The sequence below is a fragment of the Limosilactobacillus coleohominis genome (genome assembly GCF_016901675.1).
Lineage (GTDB): Bacteria > Bacillota > Bacilli > Lactobacillales > Lactobacillaceae > Limosilactobacillus > Limosilactobacillus intestinavium.
Genome location: NZ_JACJKU010000023.1, coordinates 1 through 21,545 on the forward strand (window position 1 = coordinate 1; position 21,545 = coordinate 21,545).

Annotated in this window: 19 protein-coding genes; all 19 read left to right on the plus strand. The window is 39.4% G+C overall.

The window, feature by feature from the left end:
- The first annotated feature begins 1 nt into the window (after window position 1).
- Window positions 2–1,915, plus strand: coding sequence for a Stk1 family PASTA domain-containing Ser/Thr kinase (gene pknB, locus H5975_RS03470; protein WP_204784884.1), 1,914 nt, complete (start codon window positions 2–4; stop codon window positions 1,913–1,915).
- A gap of 12 nt (window positions 1,916–1,927) precedes the next feature.
- The gene (rsgA, locus tag H5975_RS03475) at window positions 1,928–2,797 is read left to right on the plus strand and encodes a ribosome small subunit-dependent GTPase A (protein ID WP_204784885.1); all 870 of its coding nucleotides are present in this window, start codon (window positions 1,928–1,930) and stop codon (window positions 2,795–2,797) included.
- A 16-nt stretch (window positions 2,798–2,813) separates the two neighbouring features.
- Window positions 2,814–3,467 carry a ribulose-phosphate 3-epimerase gene (gene rpe / locus H5975_RS03480; RefSeq protein WP_178660432.1) on the plus strand — a complete coding sequence of 218 codons (654 nt, stop codon included), beginning with the start codon at window positions 2,814–2,816 and terminating at the stop codon, window positions 3,465–3,467.
- Between the two features lie 59 nt (window positions 3,468–3,526).
- Window positions 3,527–4,192 (plus strand): thiamine diphosphokinase, encoded by a 666-nt coding sequence (locus H5975_RS03485; protein ID WP_204784886.1) that lies wholly within the window; start codon window positions 3,527–3,529, stop codon window positions 4,190–4,192.
- A 122-nt stretch (window positions 4,193–4,314) separates the two neighbouring features.
- Window positions 4,315–4,503 carry a 50S ribosomal protein L28 gene (gene rpmB, locus H5975_RS03490; protein WP_178660428.1) on the plus strand — a complete coding sequence of 63 codons (189 nt, stop codon included), beginning with the start codon at window positions 4,315–4,317 and terminating at the stop codon, window positions 4,501–4,503.
- 137 nt (window positions 4,504–4,640) lie between these two features.
- Window positions 4,641–5,003 carry an Asp23/Gls24 family envelope stress response protein gene (locus tag H5975_RS03495; protein WP_204784887.1) on the plus strand — a complete coding sequence of 121 codons (363 nt, stop codon included), beginning with the start codon at window positions 4,641–4,643 and terminating at the stop codon, window positions 5,001–5,003.
- Between the two features lie 23 nt (window positions 5,004–5,026).
- The gene (locus H5975_RS03500; protein ID WP_204784888.1) at window positions 5,027–6,718 is read left to right on the plus strand and encodes a DAK2 domain-containing protein; all 1,692 of its coding nucleotides are present in this window, start codon (window positions 5,027–5,029) and stop codon (window positions 6,716–6,718) included.
- Between the two features lie 68 nt (window positions 6,719–6,786).
- Complete coding sequence (recG, locus tag H5975_RS03505) at window positions 6,787–8,817, plus strand: ATP-dependent DNA helicase RecG (protein WP_204784889.1); 2,031 nt, start codon at window positions 6,787–6,789, stop codon at window positions 8,815–8,817.
- A gap of 16 nt (window positions 8,818–8,833) precedes the next feature.
- A complete protein-coding gene (plsX, locus tag H5975_RS03510) occupies window positions 8,834–9,865 on the plus strand; it encodes a phosphate acyltransferase PlsX (RefSeq protein WP_204784890.1) in 1,032 nt (343 codons plus the stop codon).
- A gap of 43 nt (window positions 9,866–9,908) precedes the next feature.
- Window positions 9,909–10,157 (plus strand): acyl carrier protein, encoded by a 249-nt coding sequence (gene acpP, locus H5975_RS03515; protein WP_178660419.1) that lies wholly within the window; start codon window positions 9,909–9,911, stop codon window positions 10,155–10,157.
- A gap of 81 nt (window positions 10,158–10,238) precedes the next feature.
- Window positions 10,239–10,940 carry a ribonuclease III gene (gene rnc, locus H5975_RS03520; RefSeq protein WP_204784891.1) on the plus strand — a complete coding sequence of 234 codons (702 nt, stop codon included), beginning with the start codon at window positions 10,239–10,241 and terminating at the stop codon, window positions 10,938–10,940.
- Between the two features lie 15 nt (window positions 10,941–10,955).
- Window positions 10,956–14,525, plus strand: coding sequence for a chromosome segregation protein SMC (gene smc, locus H5975_RS03525; RefSeq protein WP_204784892.1), 3,570 nt, complete (start codon window positions 10,956–10,958; stop codon window positions 14,523–14,525).
- Between the two features lie 15 nt (window positions 14,526–14,540).
- The gene (ftsY, locus tag H5975_RS03530; RefSeq protein WP_204784893.1) at window positions 14,541–15,956 is read left to right on the plus strand and encodes a signal recognition particle-docking protein FtsY; all 1,416 of its coding nucleotides are present in this window, start codon (window positions 14,541–14,543) and stop codon (window positions 15,954–15,956) included.
- Window positions 15,957–15,975: 19 nt separating this feature from the next.
- Window positions 15,976–16,317, plus strand: coding sequence for a putative DNA-binding protein (locus H5975_RS03535; RefSeq protein WP_178660411.1), 342 nt, complete (start codon window positions 15,976–15,978; stop codon window positions 16,315–16,317).
- A gap of 15 nt (window positions 16,318–16,332) precedes the next feature.
- On the plus strand, window positions 16,333–17,775 hold the full coding sequence (gene ffh / locus H5975_RS03540; protein WP_204784894.1) for a signal recognition particle protein: 1,443 nt from the start codon (window positions 16,333–16,335) through the stop codon (window positions 17,773–17,775).
- 100 nt (window positions 17,776–17,875) lie between these two features.
- On the plus strand, window positions 17,876–18,457 hold the full coding sequence (locus H5975_RS03545; protein WP_204784895.1) for a histidine phosphatase family protein: 582 nt from the start codon (window positions 17,876–17,878) through the stop codon (window positions 18,455–18,457).
- Between the two features lie 214 nt (window positions 18,458–18,671).
- Window positions 18,672–18,863, plus strand: a complete 192-nt coding sequence (locus H5975_RS03550; protein ID WP_204784896.1) for a YSIRK-type signal peptide-containing protein — start codon at window positions 18,672–18,674, stop codon at window positions 18,861–18,863.
- Window positions 18,864–19,032: 169 nt separating this feature from the next.
- Window positions 19,033–19,485, plus strand: coding sequence for a hypothetical protein (locus H5975_RS03555; RefSeq protein ID WP_204784897.1), 453 nt, complete (start codon window positions 19,033–19,035; stop codon window positions 19,483–19,485).
- A 75-nt stretch (window positions 19,486–19,560) separates the two neighbouring features.
- Window positions 19,561–21,545: mucin-binding protein (locus tag H5975_RS03560; protein WP_428832678.1), on the plus strand; the 1,985-nt coding region annotated here is incomplete at its 3' end.

Genomic DNA, 21,545 nt, shown 5'->3' on the forward strand with positions numbered 1-21,545 from the left:
CATATTGGGTAATCGGTATAAGATTATCCGCTCACTTGGCGAGGGTGGAATGGCGAATGTGTATCTAGCTCATGATTTAGTACTTGATCGCGATGTTTCAGTCAAATTATTACGGCTGGACCTTCGGGATGATCCGCAAACAAAGAAACGATTTCAACGAGAAGCGATGGCTGCTACCCAGCTTAACGATCCTAACATTGTTGGAGTGTACGATGTTGGTGAAGAACATGGTATGCAGTACATGGTAATGCAATATGTTGAAGGTACGGATCTGAAACAATACATTACTCATCATTACCCAATCCCACTTCCACAAGTGATTGATATTATGGAACAGGTGCTATCAGCTGTTGAATCAGCTCATGAGCATGGCATCATTCACCGTGATTTAAAACCACAAAATATATTAATTGACCAAAATAAAAATTTAAAAATTACTGACTTTGGTATCGCTACAGCGACTTATGACAATTCACTAACGCAAACAAATACCTTAGTTGGCTCAGTTCATTACCTGTCGCCAGAACAAGCACGTGGTAGTGTTGCTACTAAACGTTCTGACATTTATTCATTGGGAATTATCCTTTATGAATTATTGACGGGAAAAGTTCCCTTTGAGGGTGAAAATGCAGTTTCAATTGCATTAAAACACTTTAAAGATCAGATTCCATCAGTGCGTCAGTATAACCCACAAATTCCCCAAGCTTTGGAAAACGTCGTCTATAAAGCGACTGCTAAGAATCCACAGGAACGTTATGCAAGCGCTAAAGAAATGGCTCAAGATCTCAAAACGTCTTTAGATGTCAGTCGTAACGATGAACCGAAATTTACCGAAAATAATCATTGTGACGATGAAACAAAGGTATTAAACCTCAAGGACATTAAGATTGCTCAAGCTGATGGCAATGTTTCCGATGACACTAAGGAAGCTCACTCTAAATCAGATGATGATAAATCAAATGACGAGAATAATCGTAAGAGCCCCCGGTTCAAAAAAGCATTAATCATGTGGACCAGTGCAGCTGTCGTTGTATTAGTTGCTTTTTGCGGTTGGTACTTTAACCGTTTGATTACGGTACCGAATATTGATGGTCAAACGGCTACTCAAGCTGAAAAGACGTTGGCTAAACGGCATCTGAGAGTTGGTAATATTACTAGAACCAACAGCAAAGTAGTTGCAAAGGATCATGTGGTTTCAATTGATAGCCCAGAACGGGTTCGATTTGGCAGATCAGTTAACATTGTCTTGAGTAGTGGTGTTACTAGTTATAAGATGGCTGATTTTGTTGGAACTGACTATGATAGTACGGCCACCCAGTTGCGTAATAAAGGGTTCACTGTTAACAAGGTAACGGTATATTCAAAAAAGGTTGATCAAGGAGATATCATTAAGCAAAATGTTTCTGCAGGAAATGTGATCAAACCGGCTAATAAAGCCATTACACTTACTGTTAGCAAAGGGCAAAAGAAAGTTAAAATCCCGAATTTTAAAAACAAAGATTTAACAGAAGTCCAAGATTTTGCTAATAAACATCATCTTCAAGTTACGGTAACTAAGAAGAACTCAAGCTCGGTACCAGTAAACCATGTCATTAAGCAAACACCAAAGGCTGGCACACAACTGGCTGAGGATGACACACTATCAGTACAGGTAGCCGACACTGGTGCCAATTTAAAGACTACTAATATTCAAATCAATATTCCGTTTGATGGGAATGGCGGTAAAAAGGAAAACCGGGTTCAGGTATATATTTCTGATGCCTACCATAACCTCACAATGGAATATCAAGACATCACAATTAATCAAGAAACAACGATTAATGTTCCATTTACATTAAGAAATCACCAGACAGGTGCTTATAAAGTTATCCGTAATGGTCGGACAATTATGAGCGCTACTAATATCACTGGTTAATGGAGGTTATTTTTGCAAGAAGGAATTATTCAACAGTCTCTTAGTGGATTTTATGACATTATTTCTGATGGCCAGCTTTATCGGACACGTGGACGAGGTAATTTCCGTAAAAAGGGGATTAAACCGCTAGTAGGAGACCATGTCGAATTTGAGGATGGTTATTTATTAGCAATTGAGCCTCGGAAGAATCAACTAGTGCGACCACTTGTAGCCAATGTTGATGATGCAGTAGTAGTAACTGCAGCCACTCAGCCGACATTTTCAAGTAATTTGTTAGATCGTCAATTAATTGCCCTAGAATTACAAAAGGTTGAACCAATTTTGTTCTTTTCAAAGGTCGACCTACTTAATGAAGATGAATTCCAGCACCTCAAATCAGTAGCGGATGGTTATCGTAAAATTGGCTATTCTGTCTACTTTAATGCCCAACCATTTAATAAAACTGATTTGCAAAATTTGTTGGATCAGTTGAAGGGCAAAGTAGTGACAATGATGGGTCAGACTGGTGCTGGAAAGTCAACATTGTTAAATCATTTATCGCCAGAGTTAGATTTGCCTACGGGAGCAATTTCCCAAGCACTAAAACGGGGGCGTCATACCACTAGAAAAGTGACGTTACTGAACGTGGATGATGCTTTAATTGCTGACACGCCGGGATTTTCTTCGTATGAAGATTTTACAATGACGAAGGAACAGTTACCCCAACTGTTTCCAGAAATGCGGGCAATTGCACCGGAATGCAAATTTCGAGGTTGCCTGCATTTGAAAGAACCAGGTTGTGCAGTGAAAACCGCTGTAGAACATGGTAAAATAATGCAGACAAGATATGATAATTACGTTCAATTCCAAGAACTAATTAAAAGTCAAAAACCAAAATACTGAAACGAGGTAATAAGCTATGATTAAAGTTGCACCATCAATTTTGAGTGCCGATTATGTAAACTTACAAAAGGACATTGAATTAGTTGACAAGGGTGGCGCTGAATATCTCCATATCGATATTATGGATGGATCATTTGTTCCTAGCATCTCATTTGGCCCTGGTTTTGTGAAATCCATTCGTCCAATCACCAACATGGTTTTGGACGTTCACTTAATGGTTCAAAATCCTGAACACATTTTACCTGCTTTTATTGATGCAGGAGCTGACATCATCGGTGTTCAAGTTGAAGCTACCCAACACATTCACCGGGCACTCCAAATTATCAAAAATGGTGGTGTTAAGGCAGAAGTTGTTATTAACCCAGGAACACCAGTAGAAATGATTAAGCCAGTTCTTCACATGGTGGACCAAGTCTTAGTAATGACGGTTAATCCAGGATTTGGTGGCCAAAAGTTCTTACCAGAAACGATTGACAAGATTGCCGAGCTAAATCAAATTAAGAAGGACAAGGGTTACAACTTCGACATCGAAATTGATGGGGGAGTTAACGACCAAACCGTTGTTGATTGTTATAAAGCAGGTGCTACAGTCGCTGTTGCCGGATCATACGTTTATGGTGCGGATGACCCTGTTGCCCGGATTAATGCAATTAAAGACGCTACTAAATAATCAATTATTTGAGGGGTTAGGCATGCAAGTGCATAACTCCTCATTTTTTAGGAATAGATATGAAAATTGTAAATATTATGGTTGGTGGCCCTGTGAATGAAGTTCCCATTCACATTATTAAGAAACACCAGGATGAAATTTGGCTGGGAATTGACTATGGGGCTACCTTTTTACTTCAACAGGGAATTATTCCAGCTGTGGCAGCTGGAGACTTTGATTCAACAAATGGTAATGAACTTAATCATTTACGGTCATTAGTTGACGATGTACGCATTCTTCCTGCTGAAAAGGACGTTACCGATACTCAATATGGGACAAAATTAGCGCTTAATGAATATCACCCTGATCAAATCAACATTTTTGGCGGAACTGGTGGACGAATTGACCAATTATTAGCCAACTTATTTATGCCACTACAGGATGATTTTTTAGATCACCTCGAAAAGATCAGGTTTATTGATCGTGAAAATACCATCGATTATTACCGTCCTGGTAAGTATGCAATCGAAAAAAATCCGCGGATGCGCTACTTAGCCTTTGTAAATTTAACACCGGTCCGTGGATTAACGTTACCTGACGAAAAATATCGGCTAACTAATTACGATTCTGACATTCCTTTTTGCTGGTCTAGCAACGAGTTTGATGGTGAGATCAATCATTTTGAATTTATTAAGGGAATCGTAGCAGTAATCCAAAGTTTTGATGAACTCCATGGCAATAATTAGTGTCAAGTAAAAATACTTGAAAGAAAAATGTTGCAAAGTCAGCCTGGCTATGGTAAATTATTTAGGTGAGTTACAGCGCATTATTGCGCACGAAATAATTGATGAGGAGAGGAGGTTCCAACATGGCTAAGGATTTTATTACTGGTACAGGTACTAAGTTTGGTAACAAGCGTTCTCACGCTCTTAACTCAACTCGTCGCAGCTGGAAGCCTAATTTGCAAAAAGCTACTATTTTAGTTAATGGTAAGCCAAAGAAGGTTTACGTTTCAGCACGTACTTTGAAGTCGGGTAAGGTTACTCGTGTACACTAATTAAAAAAGTAGCTGCCTTTAGGCAGCTTTTTTTATTATCATACATTTGCTTTAAGACACTTTTCGGATTTGTTCCATTTGGCAAGTGTGGTAAAATAGGTAAGAAATTTATTAATCACGACAAGGAGGCCACAAGGATGGCAGTGAAGATTAAAACCCAATCAGGTACGATTGATATCTCTAACGATGTAATCTCAACTGTGGTTGGGGGTGCAGCTACTGATAATTATGGCGTAGTCGGCATGGCTAGTCGCAATCCATTAAAGGATGGCTTTAACAAAATTTTGCAACGTGATAATTACAGCAAGGGCGTTGTTGTTCGTCAACAGGATAATGGCATTGCTGTAGAAGTAAATATTATTGTTGGATATGGAATTAAGATCTCTGAAGTTTCAAAGAGTGTCCAAGAAAAGGTTAAGTATAATCTTGAGACTTTACTAGGGATTACCGCAAATGCAGTGAACGTTAACGTTCAAGGTGTGCGCGTTTCTGAAGACTAAATTGCAGGCGGAGGAATTAGATTTTGGCAGTTACAAAGATTACAAATCTAGAATTTGGGAAAATGGTTCAAGCGGCCGCAAGTAAGCTGGACCAAAATGCAGAATTTATTAATTCTTTGAATGTGTTCCCTGTGCCCGACGGTGATACTGGTACCAACATGAGTATGTCCATGGATAGCGGGGCTAAGTATGAAAGAGAAAATACAAGTGAAAATGTTGGTGACCTTGCTGGTTCACTTGCGAAGGGACTGTTAATGGGTGCGCGAGGAAATTCTGGGGTAATTTTATCCCAAATTTTCCGTGGCTTTGCAAATGGTTGTAAAGATAAGAAAGAATTATCAGCCCAAGACTTTGTTGATGCATACGCTAATGGTGCCCAAACAGCTTATAAAGCAGTTATGAAGCCAACGGAAGGAACGATTCTAACTGTTGTGCGGGAATCAGCCCAAGCGGGGATTGATACCGTTAAAACTACTGACGATATTGTGACCGTTTTGCAAGCTATTTGTGACGCTGCTGATGCGGCCCTCAAAAAGACCCCAGATTTACTTCCGGTCTTGAAAGAAGTTGGGGTTGTTGATTCAGGTGGTCAAGGGCTAGATTATGTTTTACATGCCTTTTTAGAAGCTTTAACTGGTAAGGTTACCATTGAAACCAAACCTGATAATGCGCAAATGGATGAAATGATTAATGCTAAACACCACCAGAGTGCTCAAGGTAAACTTGATCCGGCTGACATTAAGTATGGCTACTGTACCCAAATGATGGTCCGCATTGGTCGTGGTAAGGAAGTTACACAAAAGTTCGATTATGATACTTTCTATAACTACCTTGCTAAGCTTGGTGACAGCTTATTAGTAATTAACGACGATGAAGTAGTTAAGGTTCACGTTCATACGGAGCATCCTGGAAAGGTCTTGTCTTGGGGTCAACAATTTGGTGATTTACAAACTGTAAAAGTTGATAACATGAGATGGCAACAAGAGCAAATCATGGATGAGGACAAGGCTGAGGAAACGCTTGTTGAGAAAGCTACAAATGAAGAAGCGGCTGATCAAGTTGAAACTGCTGTGATTGCTGTAGCTGCTGGTGATGGGATCAGCAAATTACTAAAGAGCTTAGGAGTTACCCACGTAATCAGCGGTGGTCAAACAATGAACCCAAGCATTCAAGATATTGCGGATGCCATTAATAACAGTGGTGCAAAGCAGGCTATTGTTTTACCTGATAACGGTAACATCTTCATGGCTGCAGATCAGGCAAAGGAAATCGCGGATATTCCAACTGTGGTTGTTCATACTAAGACGATTCCTCAAGCTATGAGTGCATTGCTTGATTTTAATCCTGATAGTAGCTTAGAAGATAACCAATCTGCAATGGAAGATGCATTAGATACAGTCAAGAGTGGCTCAGTAACAACGGCTGTTCGTGACACGACAGTTAATGGCATTGCCATTAAGAAGGATAATTTCATTGGCATTGTTGATGGCGACATCGTTGCTACGAACGCTGACCTTGAAACAACTGCAGAAGAAATGGTTAAAAAGATGTTGGATGAAGATAGCAGTGTGGTCACAATTTACTACGGTGAAGATGGTAATGAAGAATTTGCTGACCAATTGCAATCTGTAATTGAAACGATGGACGACGAACTAGATGTTCAGGTCTACGAAGGTGACCAACCAGTTTACCCATACTTAATTTCTGTTGAATAAAACGGGTTGAGAAATAGTTATGACTATTTCACAACCCCTTTTTACTCGTTAGGAAAGGAGGAATCATCATGAAGAGTTTGCAAGATCCAGTTAGCAAATTACGCGGCGTTGGTCCTAAAACTGTTGATAACCTAAAAACACTCGGGATAGAGACAGTAGAAGATTTATTAACATATTTCCCAGCTCGTTATGATGATTTTGCTCCCACTAATTTGGAAACTGCACGGGATAAACAAAAAATTACGGTCCATGGTACTGTGGTATCCGAACCGATGATGTCTCGCTTTGGTTATCGCCGAACACGGCTAGCATTTCGGTTAATGGTTGGTCGTCATGTTGTACAAGCAGTGTATTTTAATCAACCATATTTAAAATCGCATGTTGTCTTAAATCATGACGTTACTGTGATGGGTTCTTGGAACGCTGCTCGACAAGAGATTCAAGGCACAAAGCTATTATCGAATAATAACCAACAAGAAATGGGCGCAATTTACCCAGCAAACAAGAATGTTCATCAAGCAACCATTCGAAAATTAATTAAAATTGCCTATCAAAATTATTCAACGGTAATTGCAACGCTACTTCCCATTAATTTGAGGCAAAGGTATCAACTACTGGATCGTAAAACAATGATTCATGATATGCATTTTCCTAAGGATGGACAAGCGGCTAAAGCAGCTCGACGAACGGCTGCTTATGAGGAATTCTTTTTGTTTCAATTGCGACTTCAAGCGATTCGCCGTGCCCACCGACAAAAGGATGGTAACCAGATTCTTTATAATAACGATGAATTACGTGGTTTCATCAAAACGATTCCATTTGAATTAACCGCTGCTCAAAAGCGAGTGGTCAATGAAATTTGTCGTGATTTACGTCAACCATATCAAATGAATCGTTTACTGCAGGGGGATGTTGGCTCCGGAAAAACAATTGTTGCAGCAATTGCAATCTATGCCACAATTATTGATGGTTATCAAGCTGCTTTAATGGCACCAACGGAAATTCTAGCAGCTCAGCATGCGCAAAAATTGGCAGGGGTGTTTGATGGTACCCATGTCAACGTCGGCTTGCTAACTGGTTCAATGAATACTAAGCAAAAGCGGGAAATGTTAAATGGGATTAAGAATGGGACGATTAATTTGGTTGTTGGAACCCATGCGCTCATTCAAGATCAGGTCGAATTTGCCAATTTAGGTTTAGCAATTATTGATGAACAACACCGTTTTGGGGTTCATCAACGTGAACAATTACGGATGAAGGGTGAACAACCTGACATCCTGGCGATGACGGCAACACCAATTCCTCGTACCTTGGCAATTACCAGTTATGGTGAGATGGACATTTCAGTGATTGACGAATTACCAGCTGGGCGTCAACCAATCAAAACTACTTGGCTGAAAGAAAATCAATCATCTGAAGCTTTAAAGTTCTTGAAAGCACAGTTAGCAACAGGTGCGCAAGTTTATGTTGTCTCACCACTGATTGAACAATCTGAAGCGTTAGATGTCCAAAATGCTACCGATTTATATCAGGAGTTTGCTGAGTATTTTGAGCCGGACTATAAGGTCGGACTGCTCCATGGTCGAATGGATAACGATCAAAAAGAGCAAGTTATGCAGGACTTTAAGGATAATAAAATTCAGGTGATGGTGGCAACCACTGTGATAGAGGTTGGGGTAGATAACCCTAATGCTACGGTGATGCTAATCTATGATGCTGACCGGTTCGGCTTGGCTCAGCTTCACCAGTTGCGTGGCCGGGTTGGTCGTGGTCAACGGCAAAGTTATTGTTTGCTTATAGCGGATCCCAAGAGTGAAGAAGGAAAGAAACGGATGCAGACAATGGTTGAAACTACTGATGGTTTTGTAGTTGCCCAACGTGACCTCGAACTGCGAGGCTCCGGAGATGTTTTGGGAAGTAAGCAATCTGGTATTCCTGACTTTAAAGTTGGTGATCCGGTAGCTGATTTGAAAATTATTCAAATCGCACGATCAGATGCAGGAACCCTCATTAATACTCCTAACTGGGATCAAAAAGATGAAAACCAGCCGTTAGTATACTATTTGAAACGTCACGAATTAACGACACATTTTGATTAGGAAGGTAGAATTTACAATGAAAATTGCTGTTGATGCAATGGGCGGCGACAATGCTCCCCAAGTGATTATTAACGGGGTCGAAAATGCCCGTGACCAATTTAAAGACATTGAATTTATTTTGTTTGGTAATGAAGAACAGATCTCTCCGTTAATTAAAGATAATTCTAGATTAACAATTGTTAATACTACTGAAGAAATTTCTATGGGTGAAGAACCTGTGCGGGCAATTCGTCGCAAGAAAGATTCTTCAATCGTTCGAGCAGCACAGGCGGTAAAAGAGGGAACTGCTGATGCCTTCTTTTCTGCAGGTAATACTGGAGCAATTTTAGCGGCAGGGATTTTTATCGTTGGGCGGATTAAGGGAATTGATCGTCCCGGACTGACCAGTGTTCTGCCAGTTGCTCAACCAGGTAAGCAAGGTCACGGTTTTGTGTATCTTGATTCTGGTGCGAATGCGGAATCAAAAGAGAAAAACATGGTGCAATTTGCTCATTTAGGCCGTTTTTACGCCAAAAACGTTTTAAAGATTGACAATCCGCGAGTAGCCCTTTTGAACAATGGAGCTGAGGAAGATAAGGGTGACCAGCTCCACAAAGATGTTTACCAAGATCTCAAGGAACAGCAACAATTAAACTTTGTCGGCAATATTGAAGCTGGTGATCTCCTTCACGGTAAAGCGGATGTGGTAGTATCGGACGGATGGACAGCAAATGCAGCGTTGAAGGCCACTGAGGGATCAGTAAGAATGATGCTGACCTTAATTAAGGACGGCATTTTAAACGGTGGATTACGAGCTAAATTAGGTTATCTTCTTTTAAAGCCGGTATTTCACAAAATTGGTCATTTAATGAACCCATCCCTTTATGGTGGAGCTGTTCTATTAGGCCTGAAAGCGCCAGTAGTAAAAGCCCATGGTTCAGCTGACGTTACTGCTGTGACCAAGACTATCGAGCAAATCCACACGATGATTAATACCAAAGTGATCGATCAAACTGTAGATTTCTTTGGAAATGAAGAAAACATAGACAATAAGGGAAAACTCGATTAAAATAAGTAGTTAGTGATAAAAGATAATTAAGGGGTATTTAGCAATGGAAAAAAATGAAATCTTTGATAAAGTTTCAGCAATTGTTGCTGATCACTTTGACATTGATCGTGCCAAAATTACCGATGATTTAAACTTAAAGACTGATCTGGATGCTGACTCAATTGACTTTGTTGAGTTTGTCTTGGAAGTAGAAGACACTTTTGGGGCAGAAATTGAAGATAGTGAAGCAGAAAAGTTAAATACCATTGGTGAAGTGGTAGACTATATTGCTGCCCATCAGAACGATAAATAATTAACCAACAAAATAATAGAATAAACTTGGGCCGCGATGAAGGATCCTTCGTCGACGGCTTTTTTTAGGAAAGGAGAAGCAATGATTACTGAACTACAACAATACTTAGCTGATGAATTCGATATTCATTTTAAAAACACTGACTTACTAGCAGAGGCGTTTACGCAAGCATCATATGTAAATGAGCATCCTGACCAAAATTTGAAATTTTATGAACGAATTGAATTTCTCGGAGATGCGGTTTTACAACTGTTTGTTTCTGAATATATTTACAAGCGGTATCCAGAACTGCCTCAAGGAAAATTAACTCGTTTACGTGCTGCCATGGTTTGTGAAGACAGTTTTTCCAAATTCGCCAAAGAATGTCATTTTGACCAATATATTCGGTTAGGAAAGGGTGAAGAAATGGCTGGTGCACGGCAACGTTCTGGTTTGTTATGCGATATTTTTGAATCATTTATTGGCGCCCTTTATTTGGATCAAGGTCGCGATGCAGTTGAAAAATTTATCCATCGGGTTATTTTTCCAAAATTGGATATGGGATGGTTTGACCATGCTGTTGATGCTAAGACATCGTTGCAGGAGTTTTTGCAGCGTGACGGTGACGTTGATATTGAATACCATCTCTTGGCTGAATCTGGGTCTGAAAATGCACCTGTTTTCAAAGTTAACGTCAGTGCTGATGGGAAAATTCTTGCTCAAGGGACCGGTTCTTCCAAAAAGCATGCCGAAATGGATGCAGCTTCCCAGGCACTCAAGAAATTACGTGAAACTACGAAATAAGTTGGTGAATATTTAATGCAACTATTGTCAATGGAAATTGATGGCTTTAAATCCTTTGCCCATAAAACGACCATTAAATTTCAACCGGGGATGACCGGAATTATTGGACCTAATGGAAGTGGTAAAAGTAATGTGATTGAGGCCATTCGTTGGGTAATGGGAGAACAGTCTGCCAAAACCTTACGGGGTGGAAAGATGGTCGATGTGATTTTTAATGGTTCTAAGGACCATCAGCCACTAAACCGGGCAGTCGTGAAGATGACTTTGGATAACAGTGATCACTATTTACAAAGTCAATATTCAGAAATTACGGTGACCCGAAAACTATACCGTAATGGAGACAGCGAATACCTTATTAATAACCACCACGTACGGTTTAAAGATATTGTCAACTTATTTATTGACTCTGGAATTGGGCGTGAATCATTTTCAATTATTTCGCAGGGACGGGTCGCAGAAATTTTTAATGGTCAACCAAGTGATCGTCGCCAAGTAATTGAAACTGTGGCTGGAGTTGCTAAGTATAAGCAAAACAAGGTTACTGCGGAGAAGAAACTGAAAGAAACAGCTGAACGACTTGATCGAGTTAATGATATTGTTGTTGAATTAGAACGGCGGTTGGATCCGCTTAAAGAAGAAAGTTCATTAGCGCAAGATTACCTGGAACAAAAGCAGAGTTTGGATAAATATGACCGAACGCAAACGGTCCGTCAAATTCTGAGCGATCAAAAACAATTTCGTGCAGTAAAGGAAAAGTTAGAACAGACTCAACACTTAAGCGCGGACTATGATCAACAGGCCACTGCTGCTAGAAAAGAACTTCTAGGCCTTCAGGAGCAACGCAGAAATGTCTTAAAACAAAAGGACGATGCGCAAGCACGGGTCGCTGCCAAGGTAGAAGAAATTGCAAAATTACAAAATCAACAATCGTTATCTTCTATTCGAAAAGAACAGCGAGAGAAAGATCAGGCGCGTCTTGAAAGTCAGCAACAGCAACTGAATCAACAGTTGGATGAGATTCAAGAATGGGTCAGTGTAAACGAGCAACAGGCTGCTCAATTGCAAAAAAAGATTGCTGATGGTAAGAGTAATATTCATGATATGCGTTCGATGAGTGCAAAGGAACGGACGCAAAAACTACATGCTGAATTGGATCAGCTGCAGGATCAGCAGGTTGATTTAATGCAGCAACTAACGACAGTTCATAATGAACAGGTTTATTTACGGCAAAATCATGAACGCAGTATTAACGTTGCTAAGCAAGATCAACAAAACCTGCAAGATAGTCGCGCGCAGTTATCCAAGTTGGACCAGGAATTAGCAGAACGCCAATCACAAGCTCAGGAAGCACAAGCCGGTCTTAAACAAGTACAAGAAACGTTAAACCAAGAAGTTCAACAAAGCAAAAACTTGCAGGCTAGATACGAGCAAGCCCAAAAACAATGGTATCAAGCTCTAGGAACAGTTCAATCCGAAGAACGTCAGTTGAAAAATTATCAGTCAATGGTAGCTGATTACACCGGATACTATGTTGGTGTGCAAAATGTCTTAAAGGCTCGCCAGCGATTTAGTGGGTTGGCTGGGTCTGTAAGTGAACTGATTAAAGTACCATCTCAATATACGACAGCAATTGAAACAGTATTAGGAAGCCAATTGCAACAACTGGTTGTTGATAATCAAGCAACTGGTAAGCAAATTATCAATTACTTAATCCAGAACCGTGGCGGGCGAGTAACGATTTTACCACTTGATTCGATTCGTCCGGGATGGGTACCGGAAGCAATGTCCAGTGTTCGTGAAATGAATGGGTTCATTGGTGAAGCTACTAAATTGATCCAGTATCCTGCGCAATTTAGTAAAGTGATTGAACACCTGCTGTCAACAACCGTTGTCGCAGATACTTTGGACCATGCTACAGCCATTAGTAAGGCTGGGCGCCATCAAATTAGGGTGATTACCTTAGATGGTCAGTTAATTAATGCTAGTGGTTCGATGACTGGTGGTGCTAACAGAAGACAACGAACAGGCCTGCTAAGTCAAAAGCAACAGTTGACCCAATTAAAAGCAAATCTAGTTAAAGAGCAGCAACAGGCTTTTCATTTAGAAGAAGAAGTTCAAAAACTGGATACTGCACGAAAAGCTAACCAACAATCTTTACAAGACCTTCAAGAACAATTTAACCAAAAACGGCAAATTGTGAATGAAGCTCAGACGGCTGTTCAACTATTACAAAGTAATCAAAATACTTTACAAAGGCAGGTAGATGCATTAGAATTCCAAGCTAATCAACGTAATGATCAGCATCAATCATTTACTGATCAAGTAAATGCAAATGAGGAACGTGAACAGCAGTTAAATCACGACTTAGCTGATATCAAAGACCACTCACAAAGTATTAAAGAGCAAATTAATCAGCTAGAGTCAAATGCATCTAGTCAAGAACAGGCAATTCATGAATTAGAACAGAAGGTAGCTGTAGATGTTGAACGGCAAAGCCAATTTAAAGCTCGGCATGATGAATTAATTAACCGGCGTGAAGGCTTGCAAAAACAGTTACACCAAGTAACAAACCAGCTATCTGAAATTCAACAAGCATCCACAGATGATGAAGCAACTGCTTTAAATAGTACTCAAGCACTTGCAGAGGCGCGTGAAACTTTGGCGAGTGCGCGTGAAACTGTGCAAGATTGCTCCAATCAGCAGGAACAGTTAGAAGAAAAAATTGGAGATATGACTCAGGAGAATGAACGCCTCCAAGAACTTTCTAAAGCAGCCTTGAATGAACTGTCTGGTCTGAGTGATCAAAAAGGACACCTGGAAGCTGATATTGACCAGGGAATGAATAAACTTAGTGATCAGTATGGCATGACATTAACAGAAGCTCAGCAGAACCAATCGGATATTCCTGATGAAGATTTAAAACGTCAAATTAAGCTTCTTAAACGTGGTTTAGCAGAATTGGGCGATGTTAATTTAGGATCCATTGATGAGTACAAAAATGTTTCTAAACGTTATGAATTTTTGACCGGACAGAAGGATGACCTGCTTGCTGCTAAAACTCAACTTGAAACAACGATGAATGAAATGGATAATCAGGTTAAGCAACGGTTCATTAAAACGTTTAATGAAGTTTCAGCATCGTTTTCGGAAACGTTTAAGCAGATTTTTAATGGTGGTCAAGCTAAATTAGTTCTAACTGATCCTGATAATCTACTGGAGACCGGGATTGACATCATGGCACAACCACCTGGCAAGAAGAACCAGCAACTTAGCCTTCTTTCTGGTGGAGAAAAAGCATTAACAGCAATTGCGCTGCTATTTGCAATTTTGAAAGTTCGTCCAGTACCATTTGCAATCTTAGATGAACCGGAAGCGGCCTTAGACGATGTTAATGTTGATCGCTTTGCCAATTACCTAGATAAATTTGGCAACTCTGGTCCGCAATTTATAGTAATTACCCACCGAAAGGGTACAATGAGAAATGCGGATGTACTGTACGGTGTAACGATGCAGGAATCTGGAATTTCTGAAGTTGTTTCTGTTGACGTTGCAAAGACATTAGGTGAAGATAACGATAATAACTAACGGAGAGTGCGAATTATGGGATTATTCGATATTTTTAGACGCAAACATAAAGAAGAAAAAAAAGAGGAACAAGTATCATCTCAACAATCTCAATCTAATGCGGCTTCGGAAGTTGAAGAGAGTGTAGAACAATCCGATGTTCAGTCTGCAACTTCAGTTGTCACTGGCAGTGAGGTTAGTTCTGAATCCAGTTCAGAGTCTACATCTACTAGCAATTTTGAGTCATTAGAAGCGGCACCAGCAGAATCACATGATGAGCCAGTGACGGTGGATGATGACAAAAATACTGTTGTTTCTCAATCAACTTCAGTTAGTGAATCAGTTCTATCAAGTGAATCATCTAGCGAAGATGTTAGTAAAGAAACTACAGAAATTGAACAACAAGAAGCACCAACTGAACCTGTCCAAACTGACGAAACGCCAGAGGATAATGAACCTTCGACAGAAAATGCTAGTCATGAATCGACTGAAGAAGTCAGCTCTGAAGAAGAACAAGAAGAGGACAAGTATGATGCTGGTTTATCTAAATCACGTAACGGCTTTGGTGCTCGATTAAATAAGTTTCTAGCCAATTTCCGTCACGTTGACGAGGACTTCTTTGAAGACCTTGAGGACATGATGATTGAATCAGACGTTGGTTATGATATGGCAATGAAGTTGAGTGACTCTCTTCGTGAAGAAGTGAAGTTGCAAAATGCTAAATCCAAGCAGGATGTTTCTAATGTCATCATCCAAAAAATGGTGGAATTATATGACGAAGCTGGTGAAAACGAACAAACTGGCATTAATTTTGCTAAATCTGGCCCAACTGTCATCATGTTTGTTGGGGTTAACGGAGCTGGAAAGACCACGACTATTGGTAAAATGGCAGCGCGCTTTAAGAAGCAAGGTAAGAAGGTATTGTTAGCAGCTGCTGATACGTTCCGTGCGGGAGCCACGGAACAACTTGATGTCTGGGCCAAGCGTGACGGCGTTGATATTGTTACCGGTCCAGAAAATGGTGATCCGGCTGCAGTTGTCTTCGATGGTGTAAAGAAAGCCAAAGAAGAAGATTATGATATATTGTTTGTAGACACAGCTGGTCGTCTCCAAAATAAAGTTAATTTAATGAACGAGTTAGCAAAAATGAAGCGTATTTTAACGCGTGAAATTCCAGATGCTCCACATGAAGTTCTATTAGTACTAGATGCCACGACTGGGCAAAATGCTTTGAACCAAGCTAAATTGTTCAAGGAAAGTACCGATGTAACGGGAATTGTGTTAACCAAACTTGATGGTACTGCTCGTGGTGGGATCGTTCTTGCAATTCGCAACGAATTACACCTTCCCGTCAAATTTGTTGGTCTTGGAGAAAAAGTAGACGACTTGCAAGAATTCAATGCAAGTGAATTCGTATACGGCTTATTTAAAGGGCTAGTTACCACTGACTAATTAATAATGAGGTGAAGTGATGGAACTAGAGAAGAATGAACGGGTAAATGACTTGTTCGAATTTTATTCACCATTACTAACAAAAAAGCAATTTGAATATATGCAGTTATACTATGCTGACGATTATTCACTTGGTGAAATTGCGGATGATTTTTCCGTTTCACGACAGGCAGTTTATGATAATATTAAACGCACTGAGAAAGCTTTAGAAGATTATGAGCAAAAGTTGCATCTCTATGCTGAATTTAAGAGCCGCAACCGCCAGGCCGATCGGATTCAACGGTATGTAAAAGAACATTATCCTAATGATCATGAATTAAATCATTTGGTTGCTCATATGGAAAACCTGGAAGAAGAATAAAGAGGAGTTACTTAAATGGCATTTGAAGGATTAACTGAACGTCTGCAAAAAGCAATGGAAAAATTGCGGCGGAAGCCTAAGGTTACTGAGGCAGACTTACGAGAAACGATGCGTGAAATTCGGCTTGCCCTATTAGAGGCCGATGTTAACTTCAGTGTTGTCAAAGACTTTGTTAAAAAGGTCCGTGAAAAAGCGACTGGCGCAGAGGTTTTAAAGGGATTAAATCCCGCTCAACAAATCGTAAAAATTGTTAACGATGAGTTAACAGCCTTAATGGGAAGTGAAGCCGTTGCTTTGAACAAGGCCCCTCATATTCCAACTGTTATCATGATGGTTGGTTTACAAGGTGCTGGTAAAACTACTACTGCGGGTAAATTAGCATACCGGCTGAAGAACGAAGAAAATGCGCGACCAATGTTTATCGCAGCCGATGTATACCGGCCTGCCGCAATTACCCAGTTGCAACAAGTTGCAGATTCAATTGATGTTCCTGTTTTTAAAAAGGGGACTGATGTTGACCCTGTGGAAATTGTTCGTGAAGGACTTACCCAAGCAAAAGAAAATCATAATGATTATGTCATTATTGATACCGCAGGTCGGCTACAAATTGATGAACAATTGATGGATGAGCTGGTTAACATTAAAAAGCTGGCTGAACCTAACGAAATCCTGTTAGTTGTTGATGCAATGACAGGGCAAAATGCGGTTGCTACTGCTCAAGGGTTTGATGAAAAGCTGGATGTCACCGGGGTTGTTTTGACAAAGTTAGATGGTGACACCCGTGGTGGTGCTGCAATGTCCATTCGTGCCGTTACCGGTAAACCAATCAAGTTTGTCGGTGAAGGTGAAAAGATGGAAAACTTAGATGTTTTCCACCCAGATCGAATGGCTTCCAGAATCCTGGGTATGGGTGACATGATGACCCTAATCGAAAAAGCACAAAAGAATTTCGATGAAGAACAAGCCCAAGAAACGATGGAAAAGATGCGTGCCAATGAGTTTGATTACAACGACTTTTTAGCACAACTTGATCAGATTAGTAATATGGGACCTTTGGAGAACATTTTGAAGATGATGCCAGGAATGGCTAACAATCCTGCTTTAAAGAATTTAAATATCGATCCTAAGCAGTTTGCTCATATTAAAGCGATCATTCAGTCGATGACACCTGCTGAACGGACCAATCCAGATTTGATGAACCCAAGTCGACGGCGGCGGTTAGCTGCTGGTTCTGGTCGACCAATTGTTGAGGTTAACCGAATGATTAAGCAGTTTGGCCAAATGCGTAAGATGATGAAGCAGGTTACTAATGGTAACTTCTCCGGAATGCAAAACATGATGGGAGGTCAAATGCCTGGTGGAAAAATGGGGCAGATGGCTATGAACAGGATGGCACGCAAAATGAAGAAGGATAAGCTAAAGCGAATGAAGAAATTACGTAAATTGCGTAAAAAGTAAAAAAGAGGTGGCCTTTCATATGAGGCCACCTTTTCTTATAGAATTAAATTGTCAAATTAGGGTTAGAATAAAAGAGAATTAGTGTGAGGAGGGATTACCGATGGAATTATATTTAGTGCGTCATGGACAAAGTCAGGCAAATGCAAACCATATTATGCAAGGGGCAAAGATAGATCAGCCATTGACTGACAAGGGACGAATGCAAGCTAACGAGACAAAAGAAAAACTAAGCGGTATTCAATTTGACAAGATTTTTGTTAGTCCCCTCAAAAGAGCAAGCGAAACAGCAGAAATTATTGTTGGCTCCCAAGTAACAGTGACGTTTGATCCACGACTAGTTGAATTTGATTATGGTAAGTGGGATGGACAACGAATTGAAGATTTAGTAGCTAATTATCCGGAATATTTCAAAAATGCTAGCAATTTTAAAAATTCATGGCGTGTTTCGGGTGGAGAAACGTATGAAAAAGCACAAAAAAGGCTGTCAAATTTCATGAATAGCTTAGGCCTTGATAATAATGATCAGGTTTTAGTGGTTTCTCACGGTATGACAATTAAGTTGTGGTTAGCGTTATTGTTAAACACTAATAATCCGGAAAGAATCGCTGAACCAGAAAATGCCGAGTACACTCACTTTAGTTTTTACCACGGAATTCCCATTTTAAAGGCATACAGCAAGTGATAAAAAAGATCCTTCGGGGGTCTTTTATTGTACATTAAATTATTAATTAATTGACAATATTCCAACAATTAGCCGTTGAAAGTAATGTATCATACGATAACCTAAAATATGACATTGAATATTAAAATAATGGTGATATATTATAATAGATTAATAGATTTATCACATGTTAATCTTTTCATACTATTATTTTATTATCTTGGGAGATGTGATTATGACAGGGAGAAATAACCACAATAATCAATATGCAAAAAGAGTACCTCACTACGGCTTACGAAAGTTAAGTATTGGGGTGGCTTCTGTATTACTTTCAACTTCTTTTTATTTAGGTGCTAGTCAGCTGGTTGTAAAGGCTGATACTAATAGTGCACAAGTAACTAATAGTCAATCAGGGGAAAACAGGTAAAACTGATCATAACGAACTTAATACTACCGCAAGTGGTGAACAAAATGATCAGGCGGCTAGCCCAGCAGCACAAAGTAATAGTTCTACTCCAAGCTCAACTGCTCAATCTAATTCAACAGCTACTGAAAATAATGGTGTTCCAAAGGCAACTACTTCGTTAAATGATCAGGTGGGGACGGATAATGGTCAAATCAAAGTTACTTCTCAAAAAGTAGAACAAGTACCTGGACATGATAAAAGTAAAGGTGATACTGGACAAACTCATTTAAGTCTTAAACTAAATATTCCACAATCACAGATGAAGAAAATCAAATCTGGAGATTATATTGATGTTAAATTAGGACTTCCTTACACAACTAGTGATGGCCAACAGCATATTATGAGTTATGGTGCTATTAATGGTAAAGCTGATCCAATTATCATTCCATATCAGGGTGGCATTGCTGGTTACATCGTACCAGTGGGCAACTTAGATAAGTATGCGCAAACTGTTATTACTAATGATCAAAAAGAAACTGTTGTAAATGATAATACTAAAGTAGATAGCCTTGGAACCAGTAATGGTTATTATCAAATTATCTTTACTGATGGAATTAAGCAGTACTTAGCAACCCATCCTTAAGAAAGTAGTGATTGGGAGTTCGGCGTTAACTTAACTTGGTATAATGCCATTCAAAATGACGATAAGAAATTAGACTTGCCTGCTGGCTTTACTATCTACACAAATGGTGATGATACTAGCGACTTTACGCCAAATAAGGACCTTCAGGTTGGAGATTACAAGACCAATAGTGGTATTCAATTTAAAGTCGCGAAATTAAATGATAGTGATGCCATTTCATTTTCAAACGAAACGCGGGCAAGCAATCATACTGGTAATGTTGCTGCACACCGTTGGTTTCAGCAGAATGGTACATGGTATTTGGCTCCTGACACAGACACACAACAAAGTGTCGGAATATCACTTTCTAAGACAAATAATGGTCATGATTTAGGAAAGTCTTTTGATATTACAGTGTCTAAACCCGCTACTGATGCAAATAGTCCCATTACCATGGACTTCGTCGGGTACGATAGTGTTCAAAAACAGCTTCAAGATGCCATTGTGGGTGAGATAAAGGGAAATTATAATGTGGATCCGATTGATGGTAGCGATCAATATTATTTGAACCATCAAGTTGAATATACTCAACCGAATGTAACAGTTACATCTAAGTTATCTAGTGACGGCAATACTATTACTTACACCGTAACTATTGATGGTGATTATGAAGGATTTAAATCCAACGCTGATAATGACGGTAAAAAAGATTTCATTATGACTCTAATAAATTGGAAGCCAAAAGATGAGTATGATCTATTATCTCCGGATAATATTACAAATCCTACACAAGATGGCGGTAATGCTACGTATCCTGATAATAGTGATACGTATTTAAATGGTAATCCGATTAAAAGTCAAGCTATTAAATATTTCCTTAAAGATAAGCCATGGACTGTAAAAGTATCTACCACAAATGGTGATCACCTTTCTCAACAAACAACTGGTTATTGGATTGACCAATCCACAGATGTTAAACCAGAAAATAATGGTTATGTTTCAGGTCTTTTTTATGAATGGGCAAAACAAACCATTAAGTTTGTGGATGAAAATGGTAATCAGATGGAGAATGGTGGTCAAAAGATTGACGATCACGTGAATAATGCAGTATTTGAGAGCGATACTAATGACTTCACAAATGTAAATCCTCAGCATTTTGATGATATAAATGTCCCACAAATTGATGGCTATACGGCTTACGTAGGTGTAACTGACAACAATCAATTGCAGATGAACAATGATAAGGCAGTTACTAATGGGCAAGCTGTAACAACATATGGGAAAATTGACCTTAAACCTAACGATAATATTATTGAGTATATTGTTTATAAGGCTAACCCTAAGCAGACGAATACAGTTACCATCCATTACATAGATGTTGATGAGACTGTTAAAAATAATCCTGAAAAAACTAGTTTTGAATCTACAGATGGAGATGAAATAGTTGATCAAAAGCAATCTGTAGAAGGTAAAAATGTTGGAGATTCATATACTAACCAGCTTTGGAATTATGAAAAGGATGGTTATGAACTCGCTACAAAGCAGGTTGACTCTCGGACTGAGTCTGGTACTATTCCTGAAGTAGGGCAACCAAATGATTTTTATGTTTATTTGAAACATCGAACTAGTCCACTTAATGATAATAGTACGGTAAAGGAAACTATTCACTATCAATACGAAAATGGTCAAAAAGCAGCAGACGATGCTTATCAAGTCATTACGTTTTCACGTAGCGGATATCAAGATGATGTTGATAAAAAAGATCACTGGAATAAATGGGACCCAGAAACCGATAAATTTAAAGACGTTATCTCTCCAACCATTTCTGGGTATACGGCAAATCAGTTAGTAGTAAAAGGCACAGAAGTAATGCCAAATTCTACGGACCAAGAATTTACTGTAATCTACACTGCCGATTCTCAAAATTTAGATGTCACTTTTATTGACGACAATACTAAGAAGACCTTGAAGACGGTCAAACAAGAAGGTCCAAGTGATAGTCAAGCTAAGTACACTACTGGTAATGATATTAAGAACTATGAGGATTTGCATTATGTTCTCGTTAGTGATGATACTAATAA